General features: G+C 39.5%; 23 protein-coding genes. 8 read left to right on the top strand and 15 right to left on the bottom strand.

The annotated features are described in order from the left end of the window. Positions 1–73: 73 nt before the first annotated feature. Both hemN and ABXG98_RS05160 read right to left on the bottom strand, forming a co-directional pair. Positions 74–1459: an oxygen-independent coproporphyrinogen III oxidase gene (hemN, locus tag ABXG98_RS05165; protein WP_353537629.1), complete on the bottom strand. Its 1386-nt coding sequence runs from the start codon at positions 1457–1459 to the stop codon at positions 74–76. Positions 1460–1537: 78 nt separating this feature from the next. Beyond that, entirely contained in the window at positions 1538–1696 is a 159-nt protein-coding gene (locus ABXG98_RS05160) for a hypothetical protein (RefSeq protein ID WP_353537628.1), read from the bottom strand. A gap of 203 nt (positions 1697–1899) precedes the next feature. On the opposite strand from ABXG98_RS05160, the gene ABXG98_RS05155 reads away from it, so the two are divergent. The 8 genes from ABXG98_RS05155 to ABXG98_RS05120 all read left to right on the top strand — a co-directional run bounded on the left by ABXG98_RS05155 (position 1900) and on the right by ABXG98_RS05120 (position 8038). Next, a complete protein-coding gene (locus tag ABXG98_RS05155) occupies positions 1900–2346 on the top strand; it encodes a c-type cytochrome (protein ID WP_353537627.1) in 447 nt (148 codons plus the stop codon). Between the two features lie 9 nt (positions 2347–2355). Then, positions 2356–3753, top strand: a complete 1398-nt coding sequence (locus ABXG98_RS05150; protein ID WP_353537626.1) for a cbb3-type cytochrome c oxidase subunit I — start codon at positions 2356–2358, stop codon at positions 3751–3753. A 76-nt stretch (positions 3754–3829) separates the two neighbouring features. Continuing rightward, complete coding sequence (locus ABXG98_RS05145; protein WP_353537625.1) at positions 3830–5665, top strand: nitric oxide reductase activation protein NorD; 1836 nt, start codon at positions 3830–3832, stop codon at positions 5663–5665. A gap of 1 nt (position 5666) precedes the next feature. Further along, positions 5667–5849 carry a hypothetical protein gene (locus tag ABXG98_RS05140; RefSeq protein ID WP_353537624.1) on the top strand — a complete coding sequence of 61 codons (183 nt, stop codon included), beginning with the start codon at positions 5667–5669 and terminating at the stop codon, positions 5847–5849. Beyond that, entirely contained in the window at positions 5839–6720 is an 882-nt protein-coding gene (locus ABXG98_RS05135) for a CbbQ/NirQ/NorQ/GpvN family protein (protein ID WP_353537623.1), read from the top strand. The genes ABXG98_RS05140 and ABXG98_RS05135 overlap by 11 nt, the downstream gene beginning before the upstream one ends. After that, complete coding sequence (locus tag ABXG98_RS05130) at positions 6707–7336, top strand: cytochrome c oxidase subunit 3 family protein (RefSeq protein ID WP_353537622.1); 630 nt, start codon at positions 6707–6709, stop codon at positions 7334–7336. Before ABXG98_RS05135 ends, ABXG98_RS05130 begins: the two co-directional genes overlap by 14 nt. Positions 7337–7341: 5 nt before the next feature. After that, complete coding sequence (locus tag ABXG98_RS05125) at positions 7342–7650, top strand: cytochrome C oxidase subunit IV family protein (protein ID WP_353537621.1); 309 nt, start codon at positions 7342–7344, stop codon at positions 7648–7650. Positions 7651–7720: 70 nt separating this feature from the next. Further along, the gene (locus ABXG98_RS05120) at positions 7721–8038 is read left to right on the top strand and encodes a c-type cytochrome (RefSeq protein WP_353537620.1); all 318 of its coding nucleotides are present in this window, start codon (positions 7721–7723) and stop codon (positions 8036–8038) included. A 476-nt stretch (positions 8039–8514) separates the two neighbouring features. On the opposite strand, the gene ABXG98_RS05115 is transcribed toward ABXG98_RS05120, so the two are convergent. The 13 genes from ABXG98_RS05115 to ABXG98_RS05050 form a co-directional block, all read right to left on the bottom strand. Further along, the gene (locus ABXG98_RS05115; RefSeq protein ID WP_353537619.1) at positions 8515–9075 is read right to left on the bottom strand and encodes a hypothetical protein; all 561 of its coding nucleotides are present in this window, start codon (positions 9073–9075) and stop codon (positions 8515–8517) included. Between the two features lie 281 nt (positions 9076–9356). Then, positions 9357–10943, bottom strand: a complete 1587-nt coding sequence (gene norR, locus ABXG98_RS05110) for a nitric oxide reductase transcriptional regulator NorR (RefSeq protein ID WP_353537618.1) — start codon at positions 10941–10943, stop codon at positions 9357–9359. Positions 10944–11015: 72 nt separating this feature from the next. Next, a complete protein-coding gene (locus ABXG98_RS05105) occupies positions 11016–11477 on the bottom strand; it encodes a hypothetical protein (RefSeq protein WP_353537617.1) in 462 nt (153 codons plus the stop codon). A 74-nt stretch (positions 11478–11551) separates the two neighbouring features. Continuing rightward, a complete protein-coding gene (locus tag ABXG98_RS05100) occupies positions 11552–11809 on the bottom strand; it encodes a cytochrome C oxidase subunit IV family protein (RefSeq protein WP_353537616.1) in 258 nt (85 codons plus the stop codon). Between the two features lie 22 nt (positions 11810–11831). Next, positions 11832–12449: a cytochrome c oxidase subunit 3 family protein gene (locus tag ABXG98_RS05095; protein WP_353537615.1), complete on the bottom strand. Its 618-nt coding sequence runs from the start codon at positions 12447–12449 to the stop codon at positions 11832–11834. A gap of 601 nt (positions 12450–13050) precedes the next feature. Further along, positions 13051–13905 carry an RNA polymerase factor sigma-32 gene (locus tag ABXG98_RS05085; RefSeq protein WP_353537614.1) on the bottom strand — a complete coding sequence of 285 codons (855 nt, stop codon included), beginning with the start codon at positions 13903–13905 and terminating at the stop codon, positions 13051–13053. Between the two features lie 10 nt (positions 13906–13915). Then, positions 13916–14197 carry a hypothetical protein gene (locus ABXG98_RS05080; RefSeq protein WP_353537613.1) on the bottom strand — a complete coding sequence of 94 codons (282 nt, stop codon included), beginning with the start codon at positions 14195–14197 and terminating at the stop codon, positions 13916–13918. Positions 14198–14350: 153 nt separating this feature from the next. After that, positions 14351–15280, bottom strand: a complete 930-nt coding sequence (locus ABXG98_RS05075) for a DUF4340 domain-containing protein (RefSeq protein WP_353537612.1) — start codon at positions 15278–15280, stop codon at positions 14351–14353. Between the two features lie 21 nt (positions 15281–15301). Next, the gene (locus ABXG98_RS05070) at positions 15302–18244 is read right to left on the bottom strand and encodes a Gldg family protein (protein ID WP_353537611.1); all 2943 of its coding nucleotides are present in this window, start codon (positions 18242–18244) and stop codon (positions 15302–15304) included. Continuing rightward, on the bottom strand, positions 18234–19187 hold the full coding sequence (locus tag ABXG98_RS05065; RefSeq protein WP_353537610.1) for an ABC transporter ATP-binding protein: 954 nt from the start codon (positions 19185–19187) through the stop codon (positions 18234–18236). The genes ABXG98_RS05070 and ABXG98_RS05065 overlap by 11 nt, the downstream gene beginning before the upstream one ends. Before the next feature lie 309 nt (positions 19188–19496). Beyond that, positions 19497–19982: an Hsp20 family protein gene (locus ABXG98_RS05060; RefSeq protein ID WP_353537609.1), complete on the bottom strand. Its 486-nt coding sequence runs from the start codon at positions 19980–19982 to the stop codon at positions 19497–19499. A gap of 342 nt (positions 19983–20324) precedes the next feature. Next, positions 20325–21254, bottom strand: coding sequence for an alpha/beta hydrolase (locus tag ABXG98_RS05055; RefSeq protein WP_353537608.1), 930 nt, complete (start codon positions 21252–21254; stop codon positions 20325–20327). After that, positions 21242–22471: an MFS transporter gene (locus ABXG98_RS05050; protein WP_353537607.1), complete on the bottom strand. Its 1230-nt coding sequence runs from the start codon at positions 22469–22471 to the stop codon at positions 21242–21244. Before ABXG98_RS05050 ends, ABXG98_RS05055 begins: the two co-directional genes overlap by 13 nt. Between the last annotated feature and the right edge of the window lie 74 nt (positions 22472–22545).

The raw sequence follows: 22545 nt of genomic DNA, 5'->3' as shown, positions 1-22545 counted from the left end.
ATGACTACGCGTTAACTTTATTAAATAAGAATAATAAACAAGCACACTCCTTAGGTTGAGCGATGAACCCAAGTTATATAGTGCTAGAAAAAATCACTTTGTCATTTTTGGGCTTAATATACGCATCAAAGATCATCGCCACATTGCGCAATAACAATTGTCCGGCATTAGTCACCTTGATTTCTTTGTCATTAAAAGTAACCAGCTTGTCTTCAACCATCGACAGTAAATTGGTCATTTCTTTTTCAAAATAGTCAAAAAAGTTAATCTGATATTTAGAGGAGACATCCGCAATGATGACTTTGTTTTGGCACATCAATGCTTGAATAATATCTCGGCGCATACAATCATCTTTGCTTAGTTTATAGCCGCGTCTAACGGCTAATCCCGTATCCTCTATTGCATCAAAGTACGCTTCTTCGGTGTGTTGGTTTTGGATAAAGCAATCATTCACTTTACCAATGGAGGTCATGCCAATACCGATTAAATCAGTATCTGCGTGAGTAGAATAGCCCTGAAAATTTCGTTGTAAGGTGCCATTTTGTTTTGCCAGAGCAAGTTCATCCGTAGGCAAAGCAAAGTGATCCATGCCAATATAAACATAGCCCGCTTTTTGCAGATAATTAACAGTCATTTCAAAAATAGCGAGTTTAGTCGCCGGATCAGGTAAATCATCCGCATTTAATGTCCGTTGTGATCTGACTTTATCAGGCATATGGGCATAGCTATAAATCGACATACGATCAGGCATTTTTTGTAGCACAATATCGAGTGTTTTCTTAAAACTTGCCACCGTTTGGCAAGGTAACCCATAAATTAAATCGACGCTGACCGATTTATAACCTGCCGCTCTGGCAGCGTCGAGCACATCAAAGGTTTGCTCTACCGACTGAATGCGGTTTACCGCTTTTTGTACTTTGGCATCAAAATCTTGCACACCCAAGCTGATCCGATTAAAACCAAGCTCGCGCAGCAAAGGGATGGTACTTGCTCTAACCGCTCGCGGATCAATCTCAATAGAGAATTCCCGCTGTTCAACTGGCGCTAAAGTGAAGTTTTCTCGAATATTGTCAAACAACACTTTAAACTGTTCATCACTTAAAAAGGTTGGCGTGCCACCACCAAAATGTAGCTGCTCAACCACCCGCCTTGAGCCTACCAGTGCGCCTTGGTGTTGAATTTCTTTATACACTCTTTCTAAATAAGGAATAGAGCGCTCATGCTTTTTGGTAATAATTTTGGCACAGGCACAGTAAAAGCACAGTGATTGACAAAAAGGTATATGAAAATATAGCGACAGCGGTTTGCTACTTTGACGACTTGTATCAAGCTCATCAATATAAACATCATTGCTGACCTCGGCATTAAACTCTACAGCTGTTGGATAAGAGGTATAGCGAGGCCCGTGGCAATCATACTTTTTTATCATTGCGCTATCAAAATTTATCATCGTGTTCATAGTTATTCACTTATCTGGGTAAAACCTAGCTATAGCAAATATAAAGCCAAGTAGATAACCTTATGAAAAACAATAACTTTATTTAGTAATAGACTTAAATGACATCACTATTGATGACAATAAGACACTTGTTGATGTCAGCAGCTCTGTAGCTATCGCTCTGTGCCCGAGCCTTGCTGTTGTTACTATCACCGCTAGCATTTCATCGAAAAAGCCCTTTTTCAATGAGGGTGCCACGCTGGGGTCACCTTTGTAATTTCCCCACATGTAAACATGGTTTCCTTTGATGTACTAAAGACATCCTTTGCTGTCTATTTAACACAGTATTTTTCAATATAAAACCCGAGTGAATAATTAATCCTTATAAAACAATAGGATAAACATTGGCATAACCTTTGCCATTAGTCAGATTGAGTAATGATATTCACGAGGAGTCTTAAATGACTGAAAAATTTACAAAGAGTATGGCGAGAAATATTTATTATGGCGGTGGCTTCTTTTTCCTACTACTGCTATTTGGTTTAACCCTAGACACGGTTCGGCAACTCCCAAAAAGGGATCACCGAGAGAACATCACCGCGGAAGTCGCTCATGGCAAAGAGCTCTGGGAGAACAATAACTGTATTGGTTGTCATTCTCTGATGGGCGAAGGTGCATATTATGCGCCTGAGCTGGCTAATGTATTTGACCGACGAGGAGCAGGCAATGAAAACGCATTTCGTGGCTATTTACGCGCGTGGCTCAATGCTCAACCGCTGGATATCCCTGAACGACGTAAGATGCCGCAATTTAATTTAACTGACAAAGAAATAGATGCGCTGTCTGAATTTCTTATTTGGACGTCGAGAATTGATGACAACAACTGGCCACCCAACATTGAAGGTTAAGGAAATCACATGAAATTTGAATCTCAACTGGTTGCAAAGCCTTACTTTATATTTGCCCTGATCTTATTTGCAGGACAAATCCTTTTTGGCCTACTTATGGGCATGCAATACATTAACGGTGATGTTGGCTTTCCCTACATCCCCTTTAATGTTGCCCGTATGGTACACACTAATCTACTGATTGTATGGCTGTTATTTGGCTTTATGGGCGCAAGTTATTACCTTGTTCCTGAAGAAGCTGAAACAGAGTTATACAGCCCACTACTGGCTAAAATCACTTTTTGGGTATTTGCTGTAGCGGGCGTTGCCACCATCTTAGGATACTTACTTGTGCCTTATGCTGAATTAGCCAAATTAACCCATAACGAACTATTACCCACTATGGGCCGGGAGTTTTTAGAGCAACCAACCATTACTAAAATTGGGATTGTCATTGTCTGTTTGGCTTTTGTTTTTAATGTTGGTATGACCATATTAAAAGGCCGTAAAACGGTCATCAATATGGTGTTAATTACCGGCCTAATTGGTCTAGCCGTGTTCTTCTTATTCTCTTTTTATAACCCTGAAAATCTAGTGTTAGATAAGTTCTTCTGGTGGTTTGTTATCCATTTATGGGTAGAGGGCGTTTGGGAACTAATCATGGGTGCCCTACTAGCCTTTGTGTTGATCAAAGTCACCGGGGTTGATCGTGAACATATTGAAAAATGGTTATATGTCATTATTGCCATGGCGCTGATTTCAGGGCTAATTGGTATGGGACATCATTTTTTCTTTATTGGTCCACCTGAATATTGGTTATGGATGGGCTCAATCTTCTCAGCCTTAGAGCCGGTACCATTTTTCATGATGGTGTTATTTGCCTTCAAAATGGTTAATGAACGTCGACGTGAACACGCCAACAAAATTGCCGTGACTTGGGCAAAAGGCACAGCAGTAATGGCCTTTTTAGGTGCAGGTGTCTGGGGTTTCCTTCACACACTTGCCCCCGTTAACTATTACACTCATGGCTCGCAATTAACCGCAGCCCATGGACATTTAGCCTTTTTTGGCGCCTATGCCATGGTAGTTATGTGCGTTATTTCTTATGCCATGCCCATTATGAGAGGACGCCCACAAGGTAATTGTGAGAAAGCACAAAAAGTTGAAGCCATTAGTTTTTGGTTAATGTGTATCGCGATGTGCTCAATTACGCTTGCACTGACTGCAGCAGGTGCATGGCAAGTTGCCTTACAACGCATTCCTGATTCAGGAGATGCATTAAGCTTTATGGCAACCCAAGATGAACTCGTTTCATTTTATTGGGCTCGCCTAGTCTTTGGGGTGATGTTTGCGTTAGGGCTAGTCGCTTACTTTATCAGTTTCTTTATTAGTAAGTACCCTGAACCGATTGAAGCAAAAGTCGCTTAATCTTATTTGAGGTATCAACCCCCCTAGCGTTGTTGATACCTCACACTCACTAATTGATATAAACACAGAGGTTGAAATGGAAGAAGTTGTAGGAAAACTTTGGGATAAATGGTTAACCAAACAAGTATCGACTGATTTCCCGGAAAGTCAGTTCAACTTGGCCGACATTCAATCTCAATTACAGGTTTTTTATCGCTCTTTAGGCGGAGATAAAACCAAAATACTTGAAGCATGTGAGCCGCGAAGCGTTAATGTTGAACGTTCTATCATGCAAAAAGTGGCCGGCAGTCATCAGCGCTTTTATCTTAGTTGGCAAGATGAAAACAGCCTTAGATTACCACCCAATATCGCAATATTTCCAGACGCGTCCTTAAATGAATTTTTATATTTTTGGCTGGTTGCTTTAGCAGCCTATATGCCAACAATGCAACACTGGTTGCTTGACAACCAACAGGCAACAAAACAAATACTAGCCCGTTATCCTGGGCTAAAAAAACAATATCAACAGCTTGTTAACGGCTACCTATTATCACGAGGAAACCCCGACGATATGGCGCCTTTAACCGGACAAAACGAACGTGCTCTTCAACAAGCATTACAAGGTGACGTTATCGTGTCAACAATTACAGCCACCACGTTTCAACCCAGCCCTGTCGCGCTATGGTTATATCCTGCCCCAGCAAACAGTCGACAGGCTGCAAACGCTATAGCGCCGCCAACAACCAAACGATCACCGGCTAAAAATAAAGAAATAAAAGAATTACCACAACGTAAAAAAGCACAATATGTTGACGAGAAAAAAGCAACCGATGGCTTGATGATATTCCAAGCAGAGGCTTTGTCTACGTGGACAGAACAAATAAGTTTAGACCGTAGCCAGTCTGATGACGAAGACGATGCGGTCGATGAGATAGCTAAAGACATGGAAGTCATCAACCTATCAAGGCAACGTAAAGCTAGCGCCGCTGGGATAAAATTTAATTTAGACTTACCCGCTGAAGAAAATGATGACCTCTACCTAGGTGAAGGTATTCAGCTGCCCGAATGGCATTACAAAAAAAACCAGTTGGTCGCTAATGTATGTCAACTGCAAACTTTGATCGCAGATGAGGTAACGCCAGTAGAGCTGAGTAGTGAACAAGGCAATTTAGCCCGAGAGGTTCAGAATTTTTTATCGATGCTTGCGATATCAAGCTCCGCCAAAAAAGCTCAAATCAATGGTGCTGAATTAGATGTAGACGCATGGATCGATCACTACACTCGCCCCGTAAAAGACAGCAGTGAACAAAGGTTCTATATAGATAATCAACACAAATACCGAGATATTAGTTGCTTGTTGCTTGCTGATCTTTCGCTCTCAACCGAGAGCTATATCAATAATGAACAACAAGTTATCGATACCATTCGTGAGGCATTAATTATTTTTTCAGAAGCGATGCATACCTTAGCTGATCCCTTTGCTATCTATGGGTTTTCATCTATTCGCAGTAATCAAATTCGCTATCACATCCTTAAAAATTTCAATATGCGCTATGACAAACACGTAAGAGGTCGTATTGCTCGTATTGAACCCGGTTTTTATACCCGCATGGGCGCGGCCATACGCCAGTCTAGCCAAATACTTACTAAGCAACAAACCAAGGATAAGTTGTTGTTAATTATCTCTGACGGCAAGCCCAACGACCTTGACCAATACGAAGGGCGTTATGGCATAGAAGATACTCGTCAAGCGGTGCTAGAAGCCAAAAAAATGGGAATCGAGCCCTTTTGTATCACCATAGATAAAAAAGGCAACGACTACTTACCTTATCTATTCGGCCAATTTGGTTTCACCATTGTCAAAGACCCCGCTTTACTTGCCAAAGCCTTACCAAAAATTTATGCCCAATTAACCCTAAATAAGGAGCGATAATATGCGCAATAAATCACATAAACAAATAGCAGACAGTGACGCCGCTTTAGAAAGCATAATGCAACCCAATTGCTGCTACCACTGCCAAGATATTGCAACCATTTTCGAATCATGCCGAGCAAATAGTTTGGCAAATCCACTAGCAAATAACGACACTTTTTTAAGAGACCATTATGATGACTAATACGGCGATACCTGAGATTAAAACATCCAATACTGTTTTTCACAGCACTACACCGTCAACTACTCTTGCGAGTAATGCGGCGTCAGCGAGTGATTTATCAGCGATTCCTTTTTATCAGCCCCACGATGATGAAATTGATATGTTTCATTTTGCACGAATTAACCACCTGCCTTTATTACTAAAAGGACCTACAGGCTGTGGAAAAACCCGCTTTGTTGAACATGCCGCAGAGCAAATCAACCGTCCTTTATATACTGTTTCCTGCCATGATGACCTCAGTGCCGCTGACTTAATTGGGCGACATCTCATCGATAGTTCAGGTACTTATTGGCAAGACGGCCCCATGACCAAAGCAGTGCGAGAAGGCGGTATTTGTTATTTAGATGAAATTATTGAGGCGCGTAAAGACACCACAGTATTATTACACTCACTTACCGACCACCGTCGAGAGCTTTACATAGAACGTACTGGAGAAGTAATTAAAGCCCATAAAGATTTCATGCTGATCATTTCTTACAACCCATCCTATCAAAGCGTATTAAAAGGGTTAAAACCCAGTACTCGACAACGATTTGTTAGCTTAAATTTTGATTATCCGAGTGTAGATAATGAAATCGAGATTATTACGAGTGAAACGGGTATTGCTCCAGAGAAGGCCAAGCAATTAGTTGCCATAGCCACAGATCTTCGTCGGTTAACCGATATTGATATCAAAGCGGCGGCTTCAACCCGCTTATTAATTTATGCGGCCAAAATGATCCAGTCTGGCTGCCCAATTCATAAAGCATATCAATACTGTATTGTTGAGCCATTAACCGATGAACCCGAAACTATCAAAGCCTTAAACCGAGTCGTTCATGCCTACTGCTAATGCCTTGCCTTTATCGCTTGAGGGCCAGCGATTAGCTGCGCTTGCAAATAAGCGCATAAAAAATAATGCCCTACCTGGCTCTATAGCGGTGTGGATATTTATTTATGCTGAGCTTTTTGAGTTTGGCTTGTTTTTTATCGGCTTTTTGCTCGCTAAAATTTACTATCCTCATGAATTTTACCAGGGGCCAAATCAGCTAAGCACTACCACAGGGCTGTTAAATACATTGGTATTATTAACCAGTAGTTTTTTTGTGGTGCGTGCAATGAAAGCGATTAAACGAGGAGAACAAAAACGCACTGTGATGTGGCTATGTTTAACCATCGTGGCAGGTCTGAGCTATTGCGCAATTAAAACATGGGAATATCAACTCAATGAGAGTATTGGGGTAACACCGCGCACAAACTATTATTTTGCTAGCTATTACTACATAACATTCAATCACTTACTTCACGTGCTAATTGGCACCTGCACTATCGCCTTTGTCGCTATTTTAACGGCGTTAGGCTTTTATACTAAAGACAATCACGAAGGATTAGAAAGTGCTGCAAGTTACTGGCATATGATTGATTTGGTATGGATCTTAATTTTCCCACTTATCTATGTTTTAAGGTAAAGCCAATGAACACTAAACTCGCGCCAGAACCGCAACATCAAGCTAACGATAACACCTTTTCGATTTGGTTGAAGTTATCAGCACTCAGCCTAATAAGTGCTGCTATCGCTGAAACAAACAACACCTTAGTAGCCGCAACTATTTTTGTTTGCTTGATCGTTATTATCAAAGGGCGCTGGATTATAGATGAATTTATGGGGCTTAAACACTCAGCGCCCCTAACTAGAAAAATCGTGAAATGCTACTTCTACGCCATGACCACAATTGTTGGCCTGACGGTTTCATATTCACAAATCACATTTCAAGGCCTTTAACCCTACAGGGGAAATAGCCAATGAAATACCAGAAAAAACCATTAACTTTAATTTTATTCTAAGGAATTTTATGAAAAACATACTCTTAACTTCACTTGCTTTGACGGCTTTAACCTTATCTTTTACCAGTAATGCCGGGGCTGATATTGCTGCAGGCAAAGCTAAATCAGCAATGTGTGTGGGCTGCCACGGTGCAAAAGGCAAAGCGCTCATTCCTACTTACCCAAATCTTGCAGGCCAAAACCAGCAATACTTGGTTAGTGCGTTAAAGGCTTATAAAAGCAAAGCCAGAAATGGTGGGCAAGCGATGGTAATGCAAGGCCAAGCGTCAGCATTATCAGAGGCTGATATTAATAACCTTGCTGCATATTATGCTAGTTTAAAATAACTAAATAAGCCTAGATAAAGTAAAGCCAATAGTAAACTATTGGCTTTACTTATTCTGATGGGTTGTAAAGTTTAACACCTAGTTCTACGGCGGTATGAATTTTTATTATGGAGCTAGTCAGCTAAGTGACACTACTTAGTTACTAGGTACAATCTCTACACAGAATCTATGCCTGATTCAATAATATAAAACCATGTCATTCCAAAATAGTATATAGCGTAGACAAATGACACCATTATTATCGATACTAACTTCTTTAACAAACTAAGCTTTTGTAGAGAAAAATAAATAAATATTATCGATGATACATAAATACTTAAATGCATGATAAACCAAACAGCCTCGGGCATGCCAAGACCATTAAAATCACCTGCTTTTCTTAAAATGTAACTAATAATGATACTTAAAGGTAGACCAATAAACCAAACAAGAAGCGCTATAATAAATCTTTTTTTATTCATCTCACACCACCAAGTTTAATTTACTTTAATTCTAGGTTTTGCCGTACAAAAGGGCATAAAGTATGTTCTTGGTACTCTTTTTGAGTTTGATATATCAAGGCCTTTCATGTCACCAAGCACTTTCCCGCCTGAATATTCAATAACTGATTGAGCCCAACTATTACTATTTACACCAAAGCCAGCAGTAGGATATCTGATTGGATCCGTTGTTTGATTTAAAATATAATTTCCAATCAGATTAACAACTCTTCTTTTAGCCTCATGCTCAGGTACTGAGCCATACTCAACTTCAATTAACTGGGTATCATAATCTGAAGTGTGCCAATTAGTCTCAACACCACCAAAGAACTCCATTGCAGCAGTTAAATCTCCCTTTTCATAAAATTCAACGGCTAGCTTGCCTCGATTTTGAGCACCTATAACAATACCCCTAACATCTTTTCCCAGTAGTTTTGCAGGGACTTTTGAAACACCAATCTTCAACGGTGGAATTGGGTTCTCATAAGTAATTACAATAAATTGATGAGTACCTACTGCTAAACCACTTAAATCTCTTGCTCCAACATAAATTGCCATGTATATCTCCTTTATTACATGATTGTATTAACGCTTATTCGATATCAATTTGGGGGATTAAAACACCCCCAATAATTCCATTTAACAACTCCTATGTAAACAACTGATTATATAACTTTAGTAATTTTTGTTGTTAAATACTCTAGTTTTGTTAACAGGTAGTTTCTTTGTGGTACATGCAATGAAAGTAATAAAACAAGCTAAGCAAAAAAGCACCAAATGTTCACAAACCTTCTTTCAAGGCTTTGAGTTCCAAATTGATTATAATCAAAAGCTCATAATCAGGTTAACCCTAACCTTTTTGCCTGACGATACAAATTTCCTCTATCCAATTTTAGCTGTCTAGCTGCTTTGGCCCAAACATGATCATTGTCTTCCATCGCTTGTGTAATCAGTTGCCGTTGAAAATCGCCTAATAAATCATTAAATGACTTATCCTCTGTGACAACTAATGAAACACGTTTATCAGCCTCAGCATGGTTGGCAGCAGTATTATTCACATCAGTATTGTCATCATTAAAGTCCATACCTAGATGTTGAGGTTCAATAATTCCGACGTGGCCTTTAGCATCAGCTGCCGCCCTTAATGCCGCACGCATCAGCACATGCTGTAGCTCTCTAACATTGCCGGGCCAGTCGTATTGCATCAATTTATGTATCACGGTTTTACTGGCCCTGACGTTATTGGTGCCTATTTTTCCTTTTATGTTATTTAAAATAAAACTGCTCAGCAGTGGAATATCATCAATCCGTTCTCGTAATGGCGGAACATTTAGCGGAAACACACTTAATCTATGGTAAAGATCTTCTCGAAAGCGACCTTGAGCCACTTCTTCAGGCAAATTACGATTGGTGGCAGCAATAATACGCACATCAACATAAATATTCTTATCCGCTCCTAAGCGCTGGATTTCGCCCTCTTGAATAGCACGTAATAACTTAGCTTGAATATTAAGTGATAGCTCGCCAATTTCATCTAAAAACAAGGTGCCATGATTAGCCAATTCAAACTTACCCATGCGATCTTTATTAGCTCCGGTAAACGAGCCTTTAACATGGCCAAATAACTCACTTTCTGCAATATTTTCCGATAGCGCGGCACAATTTATTTGCACAATGGCTTCTTCGCTACGACGAGAATGGGCATGAACGGTACGCGCTACCACCTCTTTACCAACACCCGTTTCACCGGTAATTAATACTGACAGCTCTGAGCTAGCAACCACGGTGATTTCATTTTTTAGCTCCTGCATTTTAGGGCTTTCACCAATAAATTCACCCGCTTTTTCTTTTTGTGCATCTTTAACCAATTCGTTAGTTAAGCACAGGGCTTGCTGGTTTTGCTGCTCAAGTTGGGCAATCAAATTAGCATTACGAATGGTTGCGGCTGCCAGTGCCGCCAAGGTTGCTACCGAAATATCATCAACATTACTAAAAGCGCCAACATTTAGCGCATCTAAGGTTAACACGCCGACAAGGCTTTCTTCCACGTACAAGCAACACCCCATGCAGTCGTGTACATCTAGTACCCTTTTGGGGTCAACGGCAAGTAAACCATCGTAAGGATCTGGATAACTTGAATCGGCGTCAAAACGTATCGGTTTATGAGAAGATAAAATCGCCTTAAGCCGAGGGTGTTCGTCGGGAGAAAAGCGCATGCCCAACACCACAGGTGATAAACCGTCAATAGCGACAGGCACTAGTTCATCGCCTTGTAATTCTAACAAGGCAACCGCATCACATGGCATCACCTCATTAACTGCTTGCATTAAGCGTTGATAATGGGCTTTTTTAGGTAGGCTTAGGCTCAAGTCCAAAGCGATTTTCAATAAGGTTTTTTCAAGCACTAGAAATATTCCAATGAGCATAAGTACAACCGCTAAGTATAACTCATAATTTTATTATTTTTTCAAAGGTGATTGGGTATACACTGGCAATTATTATAGCTCCTGCCAATTAGGATCATTAAAATACACCGGGTAGGCTTTTAAGCTTTGAATGATTATAATTGCGCCTTGCTTTTTGTTGTCTGCATTTTTTATTTTATCTACACCCTGCATAATATTTGCTAATAAACTATGTAATTGCGCATCGGCAAGAGGCGTTAACTTACAATTGGCAAATAAAAAGGCTAGGTGTTTATCTAGAGTAACCGCTAAATCAGCATATTGCTGTGTAGTAAAACGCTCATGATGAATGTCATCTAAATTTGTACTGATTGCTTGCTTGATATTACTCATACCAATATGCAAGCTATCATCAATTGCCCACTTTTCCCCCTGATTAAGCACTAACTGATTACTGTTTTTTTGGTGATGATGATGCTCTGCAGCTGTTGCAGAAATACTGTAAGACACGGCCAAAACGCTGGTTAATAACAGCATTGCTCTTTTGTTTTTCATAGTAAAAATCTCCTGTTGGGTGGGTATGAAATATCTGTAATCAAATGAGTATTTCAATATTATTGGTCAAAACATCAACTATAGATAATGATTGCCAAGATTAGCGGCACCAGTACAACGTAGCTTAATAACACATATCGCCACTTGTTAGGTGCTTGATAAAGCTCCATAAAAGTATCAACAATGAGCTGCCCCTTAACCATAACAGACAGCGTCACTAAAATAACTAGTACATTTTGCTCTATCGTTGATTGTGCCAACCAAACGCTGATAAAGGTAAGTCCTACCAGTAGGATTGTTGAAATATGGTTATTGGCAATGAGTGTGCTCATACTTTCCTCGTAAACCGATCGGTTAATGAATAATATAAATTAAAAAGAATACGATAATCCACACCAAATCAACCATATGCCAATAAGATGCACCTGCTTCAAACCCTGCACAATCGTCAGGTAAATAGGCATTTTTTTGTGCCTTTATGCCCATATAGCCTAAAATAACCATACCTAACAGCACATGCAAAAAATGAAAGCCGGTAATTAAAAAATACAAGGTATAAAATGAATTACTGGACAGTCCATAACCCAATTCAATCAATGCACCATATTCTGTTAGTTTCAACACTAGATAAAAGCAAGCGCTGAATAAGGCAATAAATAACAGCCGCTTTGCCTGTAAATTATTTCCATCTTTTACCGCTTTAACAGCTAACGCGACTAAATAACTACTGATAATCAGCGCTAGCGTACAAAACAGTCCTACAGATCCGTCCAATGAAGCTCGCCCTAAGCTGAACATAGATTCATTAAAACGCTGTGCCACTGCAAACGCGATAAAAAATATAGCGAAAACACTTAGCTCCATCACAATAAACACCCACATAGCTAAATCACCGGGTAAGTGCTTATTAATAGGGGCACCGCTGACATCATGCGTTAACCTCTCATACTGAGCTACTGCATTACTGCTCATTGGCTTAACTCTCTCAGTAACAAACGAACAAATAACATTATCTTTTTCCTAAGGTTAAATCTGATACAGTAAGTGCTGATACAAAAATCAAGCCAGAATTAAATTCATTAAATATTAATAGCTTAAGATAGGTCGATTTGGAAAAACCAACGAACGATGTCATTTTGATAGCAATAAGGGTCAATATGACACATATTGACGACAAGTTAATTAGAGCTATTAGACTGCCCAACCTGCAGGTCATCACTTGTACCAACAGGAACTGCTGACGGTAAATCCATCTTAACGTCTATTTTCAGTTCCGCTAAATCGTGACTTGGGCTAATGCCAATTAAACGGTCGGGGTAAGTTCGTCCATTGTTGGGTTGAGTATTAGCCTCTGACGCACATTCAACATCATGGTAGTTCGTGACGATATATCAAAACTCATCCCAAAAAACCAGAGTCTGTTCCGTGAGGAATTTTTAGCACATCCCGACTTCAAAAGCTTCTAACCGTTTTGGTTGTCGATTTATACATGGCAACAATCAACCATAGTGCTAATGGTAGGAGTTTTAATAAATTTCATTTGCTGTCAATATTCACCTTCTTGAAATTACCTTTAACTGTTTAGCATCACTAACTTTTGCTTGAGCTTAGCAAATGCTTTTTCTTCTATCTGCCTTATCCTTTCTTGAGAAACACCATACTTTTCAGAAAAGTGCTTGTGGGTTAACTTTTTGCTTACCAGCCATCTATTTTCAATAATATCCTTTGTGCGTTCATCTAGTCCTTCTATCAAGGTATTAACTTGTTTCAACATTTTGTCAGTAAAATCTTGTTGTATTAGCTTCGAAGTAAATGATTCAGATTTGTCCTCCAGAATTAAATCGACACTTGCTTGGTTTTCGTCTTCATCAGAAGCAGATGAATTGATATAGAAATCTGACTGTGTAAGTTGAACTTCCATGCCGTTAATGTCTTCTTCAGACACTTGCAATTGCTCTATAATGTCTTGTTTTTCTTCATTGGATAACCAACCCGTAGTAGATTTTAATCTTCGTAAATTAAAAAATAGCTTACGCTTCGCTTTTGTTGTTGTGGCTTTCACTAAACGCCAATTTCTGATCACATACTCTTGAATTTCAGCTTTAATGTAATGCACAGCAAAACTAGACAATCTCACGCCAAAATCTAAACTAAATTTCTTCACCGATTTCATCAAGCCAATAGTGCCTTCTTGCACTAAGTCATCTAAAGGTAAACCGTAGCCTTTATAGCTTCTAGCAATATAGGCTACGAACCTTAAATGCGAGAGTACGAGCTTTTGTGCTGCTGCTAAATCATTTCGTTGCTGATAGTCTTCAAACAACAACGTTTCTTGCTGCTCATCCACTACGGGCTGGCTATTTACATAGGATAAATAAGCTTCAAAGCTGCCTGTATTTTTTAGCACAGGTGTTAGATGAGTTGTCATACTTGCCTCCTTACTTCTGTGAACTGTTTGCTAACACAAAATTAAGAAACCGAGGATTAAACTGTTTGTTCCACGGCATTAACATACTAAGCTCTCTATGTATTTTTTTCTCATACTGAGATTTAGGCTGGTTAGATAGCCTTTTACTGTCGCTCTTCATGCTCGCTTGTGCAAGAGAGTTCGAACTTGCTTGACTCTCTTTAACTGTCGAGAAGACAGATAGGCCCATACAAGCAGTAATTATCAGTGAAACAAGTAATACTTTAATTATCGGTTTGTAAACTGAAGTCATGATATATCCTCACTATAAGCAATATAAAATAAGTTCAAAGCATCGTGCTTATGTGTAAATTAACTGTTTAAGCAACGAATTGAATTTCAATCATAGGTAATGGGGAAGCGTACTTCCCCATGCGTTTTAAATACAATCTAATTAGATAGTTACTTATTCTGATGTAGCGCCAGACTCTTCCTCCTCTTGTTGTGCTTCTTCTGAAACAAACTTGTCTAATGATAAATTCGCTAAAGCTTCATATTTAGGCTTTGCCAATGTGAACCATTGATTGACATCATCTCTTTTCACAAAATAGCTTTCTTCGACAGTCGCAAATGAAAATACGTATTGTGTATTTTGTTCATTTTTTACGGTCAAAGTATTCGTTGCAGTAGGCGTCTTTTTAGCGATACCAGATACAGACAAGTTGGTTAACTGATTGACGAAATCCTCTACAGAAGATTCATCAAGTGCTTGTTGATTATCTAGAGCTGAAGAAGGTGCTAATTGCCAACTTTCTTCTCTCTTGGTGAGATTAACAACTGAGTGGTTTATCTCTTTAATACTATCAATAGATAACATTGACTTATCGAGCCAACTATCGGGATCGATATCGACTTGATATGCACTGTATTCGATCGAATAAACGTCATTGTCAGCTAAGTTTCTAGCATAAAGTTGCTTAAAGCTTGGTGACTTGCCAAGAAATAAGGTTTGTTTGTGTCCATCGCTGTCAGTAAATTCCACTTGCTTTTCAAAGTCGTTGACACTGACCTTAAAGCGTTCATGGCTATTTTCTGTACTAGTTACAGGCCAAGATACTTGCGTATTTACTAACTGGTTGGCTATCGCATCCACCTTGCTATTAACGAGTGTAATTTCTGGGTAGTTTTCGAGTTGCCAACGCTCGTTTTCTTTGACAAGCGATAGCGTTTCATCTCCCTCCGTTATATTTATTTTGTTAAGTTTATTTGAATCTACTTCAACCAATAATCTTGACTTCACACTGCTCATGGCATTGGAATCATTGAAAATCAATACTCCTGCTAAAGCGAGTTGCAATGTGAGAAATGCGGTTAAAACGAGTATTTGTTTGTTCATGCTCTATCTCCTATTACATTACTATTGTGTTAACCAAGTTAAATATTGACGCTGTTTTCGCCTTCTTCTTTGACGATCCCACAAAGCAATACCTGACAGTAGGGTAAAAGCTAGGACGTAATTACCATATTCCCAAAATAGCTGCTCGCTATGTTCCATTGGTGGCAGTGTGCGATTGAAGTTGCCTCGTGAACGGATACTCATTAATGCTCTGTCCTCTAGTGACCAATCGATTGAATTCACTAAAAGCTGTAGGCTATTTAAGTAACCTGTTTGAGATACTCCACCAGTAAACTGTAATACTTGATCTTGAACAAAATCATTTGAGCTAAATAGAATAATACGGGCACTATCTGGTGCATGTTTAATCACACTGCTGACATCCAATTGTGCCGTGTGTTCAGTTAGAGTATCTTCGCTTTTCACTTGTGCATTAGCATCATCTGATGCTTCTTCACTTAGCGCTGATTTTGCCCCCTCATCAACAAGCAAAGGTGAGTCTTTGCCGGCAAAGTAGGAAGAAAACCTTCCTTGTGCGATAACCCCCATTAGGTGCTCTTTTGTTTCTCCTTCAGCCGTATAACTTGTTTCTCCTAATTGGTTTACTTTAGGCATAATATCTAGTGATGATGAAGTCCATGCTTGATCAGAGCTAGTAATTAAGGGCGTAAAATTAATACCTCCTTTGGTTTCATCAAGCGTAATAGGTGATGTCCATGCCATCGTCAGTTGAGGTAGTTCTGATGTGATAAGGTTATCTTGATTCAAACCTTTGCGTACATCAGCAAAGTAGGGATAATCCAACATACGCATTTCTTGTAATTGGAAGCCGCCTACATTTCGTGTAACAGGTACGGGGAAAGCCGCATTGCTTGCATCCATTACAAGTGCATTGTCAACGGTCAACCCATGATGTGCTAACCAATCTTCAAGACCACTGCTAACTGGTGACATTGATAGACTTCTACCCGTTAAATTAACGCTGTAAGGTGATGTAGCCGCGATAACCGTGCCGCCCTTCATTAAGAACTGATCTACAGCAAACAACTGCTTTTCATCTAATGATTTTGGTGATACCAACATCAGAATGTCTGCCTCACCTGATACAGAGCCATCAGATAAATCTTCATTGAGCACATTTAACTCAGCGCCCAGCATTTTTTCTAATTGGTTAAAACTTGCTTGCGGCATACCGTATCCACCATATGGTGCAGCTTGTGGTGTGACTAAGGCGATATTTTTAGTAAAGCCAGAAGCAAAACGTTTGATTGCAGCATCCAAGTTGCGCTCAAAATTTGATTCACTAAAGTCACCAAGCGGAATTTGAACGATTTGTTCGCCACCAGATAACGTTAGATAAAAATAGAATGCGTTATCTGAAAAAAGGCTAGTTGCCATAGGCTGGAAGCCATATTCATCGGCAATTTTTTGAGCAATTTCACCTCTACCTGCTTCTGGTTCAATAAACTCTACCTTAAATTTATTAGCAGATTTTTGACTAACACTTTCTAATTGCTTGGTAATAGAGGTTTTGAATTGTGCTAATTGCTCTGGCAGTTTGTCGTTTGCTGAAATATAACCTGTAAAAGTAAGGTTTTGTTTTACCGTATCAAAAAGGTTTCCTGCACTTTGGTAATCTTGTAACACAGTTTTAATCGCACGTGTTACGTCATGTTCAGGATTACGAAGCAATACCTCAACGTCAGACTCGGCACGTGCATTCACTTCAATAAGGTCTCTAAAACCAAGTACTTTGTGTTCATCACCATATTGCACTAATACATTAAAGTATGAGCTAACAATGGAAGCTTGATAACGATCTGCAACTTGGAACGGCATTGGCTTGATGCCAAATTGGGTGTTCGCTTCTTCTTCCAACTCGGGGTGCTGTTGTGGATCAACAAACTCAACACGCACTCTACCTTTAGCTGCCACTTCATACTCTTGTAGTAAATCTTTCACTTGAGGAACAAGTGGGGCTAAAAGTGGGTGGGTCTTCTGACTAAAGTAACCTCGAATGAGCATTGGCTCTTGAAGTTGTGATAAGTAAATTTCAGTCGCTTCAGAGATAGAATACTGTTTACCAGCCGTTGTATCTAAACGTAATTGCGGTAGTTGGCCTAACCATAAATTAGCGGCAAGTAAATTTACACAAAGCAAACCAGTGATAAGTTGCCACTGTTTATGATAGCTTACCTTTTGGTTACTCTTTTTCTCGGCATTGCTCCAGCGTTCTTTCTCTATGAAGTATGTATTGAGCGCTAAAAAGACGATGGTAAGCGAGATGTAGTAATAAAGATCTCTTACATCAATGATTCCTCGCGTGATATCTTCGAATCGAGAACCTGTACCAAGCTGACGTAAGAACTCAGCACTCTGATGAGAAAAGAAGTCAGTGATTGCTGAAGTACCAATAAAGTAGAACAAACCACCAATAATGCAGGCGGTGATCAAACTCACGATTTGATTATCACTTCTGGCTGAAACTGCAAGCCCAATAGCTATATATGCACTACCCAACAATAAGACGGCTATATAGCCTGAAATAACAGGTCCCCAATCAAGCTCACCAATAATACTGACCATTATAGGTAAAGGGAGTGTGATCAACAGTGCAATACTTAGCAGTGCTAGGCATCCCAAAAATTTCCCAACAACAAAATGCCATAGTGGAACAGAAAGAGTGTGAACATATTCAATCGTTCCGCTACGTCTCTCTTCACTCCATAGTTTCATTGTTAATGTCGAGCATAAGAAAATAAGTAACAATGGCATCCATTCAAACATTGGGCGCACATCGGCAATGTTTCTAGAAAAAAACGCTTCTCCCCAAAAAAAGATAAATAGTGTTACCGCAACAAAGGCACCGATAAACAGGTAAGCAATTGGTGAGGTAAAAAATAGCGCTGTTTCTTTTTTCGCAATACGAAGCGTATTGAATTTGGCAGATTGGTTAGGCTGCATTTTGCACCTCCCTATCTGTTTTTTCGCCTGAGATAAACTGGTCGCTATTGATTTGATTAAAGACCGTTTCTAGGTCACGTTTCCTTGAGTACAACGCAAATAAACGGGCACCTGATTCAATAATGGTTTTACTGATATCACTACCAATGACACGAGAAAAGCCTTGTTTGGACATTTCAACAAGCAATGTTCCTTCCTCAATTTCAGCGACTAATTCTACACCTGATATGTTCTTAATCAGATCGATATCTGTACAGTCGGTTTCAACAACAAGGTGTCTGCTATGTTGCAAAGCTTCGAGTTTTTCATCGAGCACCAATTGACCTGATTTAAGAATCAGTACTCGGTCGCATAGTGCACTGACTTCCTGCATGATATGCGTTGATAAAATAACGGTCGCCTGTTGCGCAATATCTTTTATCAGCTTACGCATATGTTGTGTTTGCTCTGGGTCTAAGCCATTTGTAGGCTCGTCAAGAATAAGCAGTTTTGGATTTCCTAATAGAGCTTGAGCAACACCTACTCGTTGTTTATAGCCTCTGGATAGCGTATCGATAGGAGCAAGCAGCTTGGCTGATAAATCTGTTGCTTTAATTACTCGTTTGATTTCTGTTATTTTGTTATTTGCAGTTAACCCTTTTAAGTCGGCAGCATAGTCTAAATACTCTGCAACAGTCATTTCAGGATAAACGGGTAGATTTTCCGGTAAATAGCCCAAGTGTTGTTGAAGTGATTTTGCATTATTGCCAAGTGAAATGCCGTCAAGAGATACTTCTCCTTCATCAGCTTCCAAATAACCACTGACTATCTTCATAATGGTGGTTTTACCTGCACCGTTATGACCTAAAAGACCAATGATTTCGCCTTTTTTTATTGAAAAACTCACATCATCTACAGCAATAAAGCTGCCATAGCTGCGAGTTAAATTTCTCACATTAAGCATGGTAGTCTCCAAATTTACTGAATGATATTTTTAGTTTTTATAGTGTTTGAATGTTGAGTTGCACCATTTGCACATGCACCTTTAATCGGTACATTGGAAAGGGTCGAAAAATACATTGTTAAAGTCTCCATAGTTGCAGGGAAAATTCCCAAAAACAAAGTACAAAACGAGTTCGATTTTTTTGATATGGGCAAAATTTAAAAGTTCAAGTTAACAAAAGTAAATTTTTTAACCCTTTAAAATATATGGGTATTGTTGGGTACTAATTGATAAAATAGGGGGGGTAATTAGTACCCCCCCTATAATTACCTAAGCAGCTTTATTTGCTTTCATTACTTTCTGCTCTGAATCAGTTTTATGATCTATCGCTTGCGCTGTAGTGTTAATCGCAATTGACTTTGGTTTCATTGCCTCTGGAATTTCTTTCACTAGGTCTATGGTTAGTAGGCCGTTAGCAAGGTCTGCATTAGTCACTTCGACATAATCAGCTAAGTTGAATTTACGCTCAAAAGTTCGATTGGCAATGCCATGATAAAGATATTTACTGTCATCCTTATCACTATGACTACCACGTACCATTAATACGCCTTTTTCAACCTGAATATCGAGGTTATCCTGAGAAAAACCCGCAACAGCAAGGGTTATCGCGTAACAGTTTTCATCGATAATTTCGATATTATAAGGGGGGTAACCGCTTGGTGTAGTATCAGAAGTTAATGCGCTATCTAACAATGACGCTAAACGATCAAAACCAATGCTACTGCGGTATAAAGGGGTTAAATCAACTGAGTTCATGATATATCCTCCGATTGAAGCAAAATAAAATAAAAACAATTAAGGTGACTTGGTCTCTTGATAAGACAACACCGCCACAACTATTTATTTAGGGATAAAAAAGACAATTCCAAGGTTTTTTGTTTAATATTTAGGAGACTCAAAATGTCGGCTTCTGCTCATTGCTGACCTAATCAACTATACGGTTAGTTCAAATCCGAAATTGAAAAGTGTAGGGGTAAGTATGAGCTTATTACTTTCTCTCAGGTTAAGTGAAACTCTGGTATTTAATAATGTCAGATTAAGTTTGAGTTACACCACTAATATGCGATTAACAACAAAGCCGCTCGGTAATCACACCATTTAAAGCGCAATAAATTCACCGATTATCTGATAGGTTTGTTCACACTCTTGTGCTACCAAGCTATCGAGTAACATATAAGCGTGAATCATACCGTCGAATGAATGCTGCTTTACGTTCACGCCAAGTAGGCTTAACGCTTGGCCATAGGCAATACCTTCATCTCGCAGCGGATCGCAGCCGGCGGTAAATATAAGAGTTTCAGGCATGCTCGCAGCCATCGGCATAAACAAAGGAGAAACAGCTCGATAAGATTCGTCATGCTGAAAATATTGGCTGAAGTACCAAGAAATTTTGCTTTGTTCGAGTAAAAAGCCCTGTCCATTTTCCTCAATAGAATCGCAACTCATGGTGTAATCTACACTAGGGTAAATAAGGATTTGTTTATCAATGCTAACGTTCGGGTTGCCAATATTGTTACTGGCTAAGGTAGTGCAAATTGCGCCACCGCCACTATCGCCAGCGATAATCAATTGTTCATTAAAATTGAGGTCTGATAACAACTCACGATAATGAGTGAGTGCATATTGGCAATCGTCTATCCCCGCAGGATAGGGAAATTCAGGTGCTAAACGATACTCAACGGCAATAACAATACAATGACCCGCTTTAGCAATTTTTCGGCTGATAGCATCATATAAGGCAATATTACCACACATATGGCCGCCACCATGGTAATGCAACACCACCGGCAGAGCTTGTTCAGGCGCGGGGCTATACACTCTCACCCCAATGTGATGTGTGGGTGTAATTAGCGCACTTTCTTTCGCATAAGCAAGTACTGGCCCCTGACCGATAAACACCGCCAATTTTTCAATGTTTTCACGTACTAAACTTGGTGTTAATTGCACATTATCAGCTTTTGCTTGTTGCGCAGCAATATTAGCTTGCTCAATAAAATGTTGAAGTTTTTCTGAAATTATCCCTCGCACTTGCTCTTCCCCTGCTGTGTTGAAACGTTATGCTTTATGGCTTGTTGTTTTGCCGTTTCTGGTAAAAAGAAACTGCCAAAAAAGAAAGTACTACTGACCACAGTGATCAATATAAAAGCTTCACTAAAGTCACCTTGGTTGATATCAACCAGTTTACCAAAACTCCATAACACCACAGTGGCAAACAAGTAACTTATAGAATAAAACAAACTAAAAACTACCGTCACTTTTTGCCCTGTCATGCTAGGCAATTCATGGGGAATGGTGACGAGTGCCGTCACCGGGAAGAAAATGAAAAAGCCCAATACCATAGCGCAAATGGTTTGCAATGAATCCGACTGCCCAAAAGACAAGCCTAATACCGTTATAGTAATAATTAAACCAGACCAACGAATAACAGGCACACGAGTACTGACTTTTTTACTATAAATAATACCCGCCAGCGTACCAACAATACCCGAGGCTATGACTAAAGCACTTTGACTAATACCCGCCTTCGGATAAAAGGTAAATAAACAGATGTAAAAGGCCAAAATTCCTGAATAAGTCAGCGCATATACCCAATTAAACTTATCTTTTAAGCCATCAATATATGAGTAATGCGCTATCGCTTGTGCTTCTTGTGTTGCAGCTAAGTTAGTGACGCTATTTTTATCCTGCACCAATAACCACGCAATGCTAAGCAATAAACTACACAACGAAAAAATAATTAGCGTGCTCTGCCAACTGCCAGTTAGCTGATTAAAGTTGGCCATTTGCCATAATATAATACCGGTTCCGACATTAAAGGCGACAGCATTAATGCCATTAATGGTAGGCCGTTCTTCTGGCTCGAACCACGCCATGACTATCGGGTTGAAGTAAACAATCATAAACGCACCACCAAGCCCCATTAAAAAACGGCTTAATAATAATAATTCATAATTTGGCGCTAGAGGCGTTAACACGCCAATAAAAATTAATAACCCAGAAACAAAAAACGCATTTTTAACACCTAGCTTCAATGCTAGACCAGCAGCAATAAAGGTACCTACAATTTTGGCTAGCGTTACCGCACCACTAATAAAACTAGCAGAAGCTAAACTATCCACTTGCATCGCAGACATGATTTGGCCCATGCTCGCAGTACCGCCAACCCAGGCCATAGCAAACAAAGTGTAGCTAGTAAAAACAAGGCCTGCTACAAGGAGCTTATTGGTGATTTTAGGTAATTTCATTAACTATTTTCTACTGTAAATAACGATTATTTATCAGCTTAACCAAATAAATAAAACAATGATGTACTACCTTC

Source organism: Colwellia sp. KU-HH00111, from assembly GCF_040362745.1.
Classification (GTDB): domain Bacteria; phylum Pseudomonadota; class Gammaproteobacteria; order Enterobacterales; family Alteromonadaceae; genus Colwellia.
Note: the sequence above shows the minus strand (reverse complement) of the source record. Positions and strands in the feature narration are given on the sequence as shown.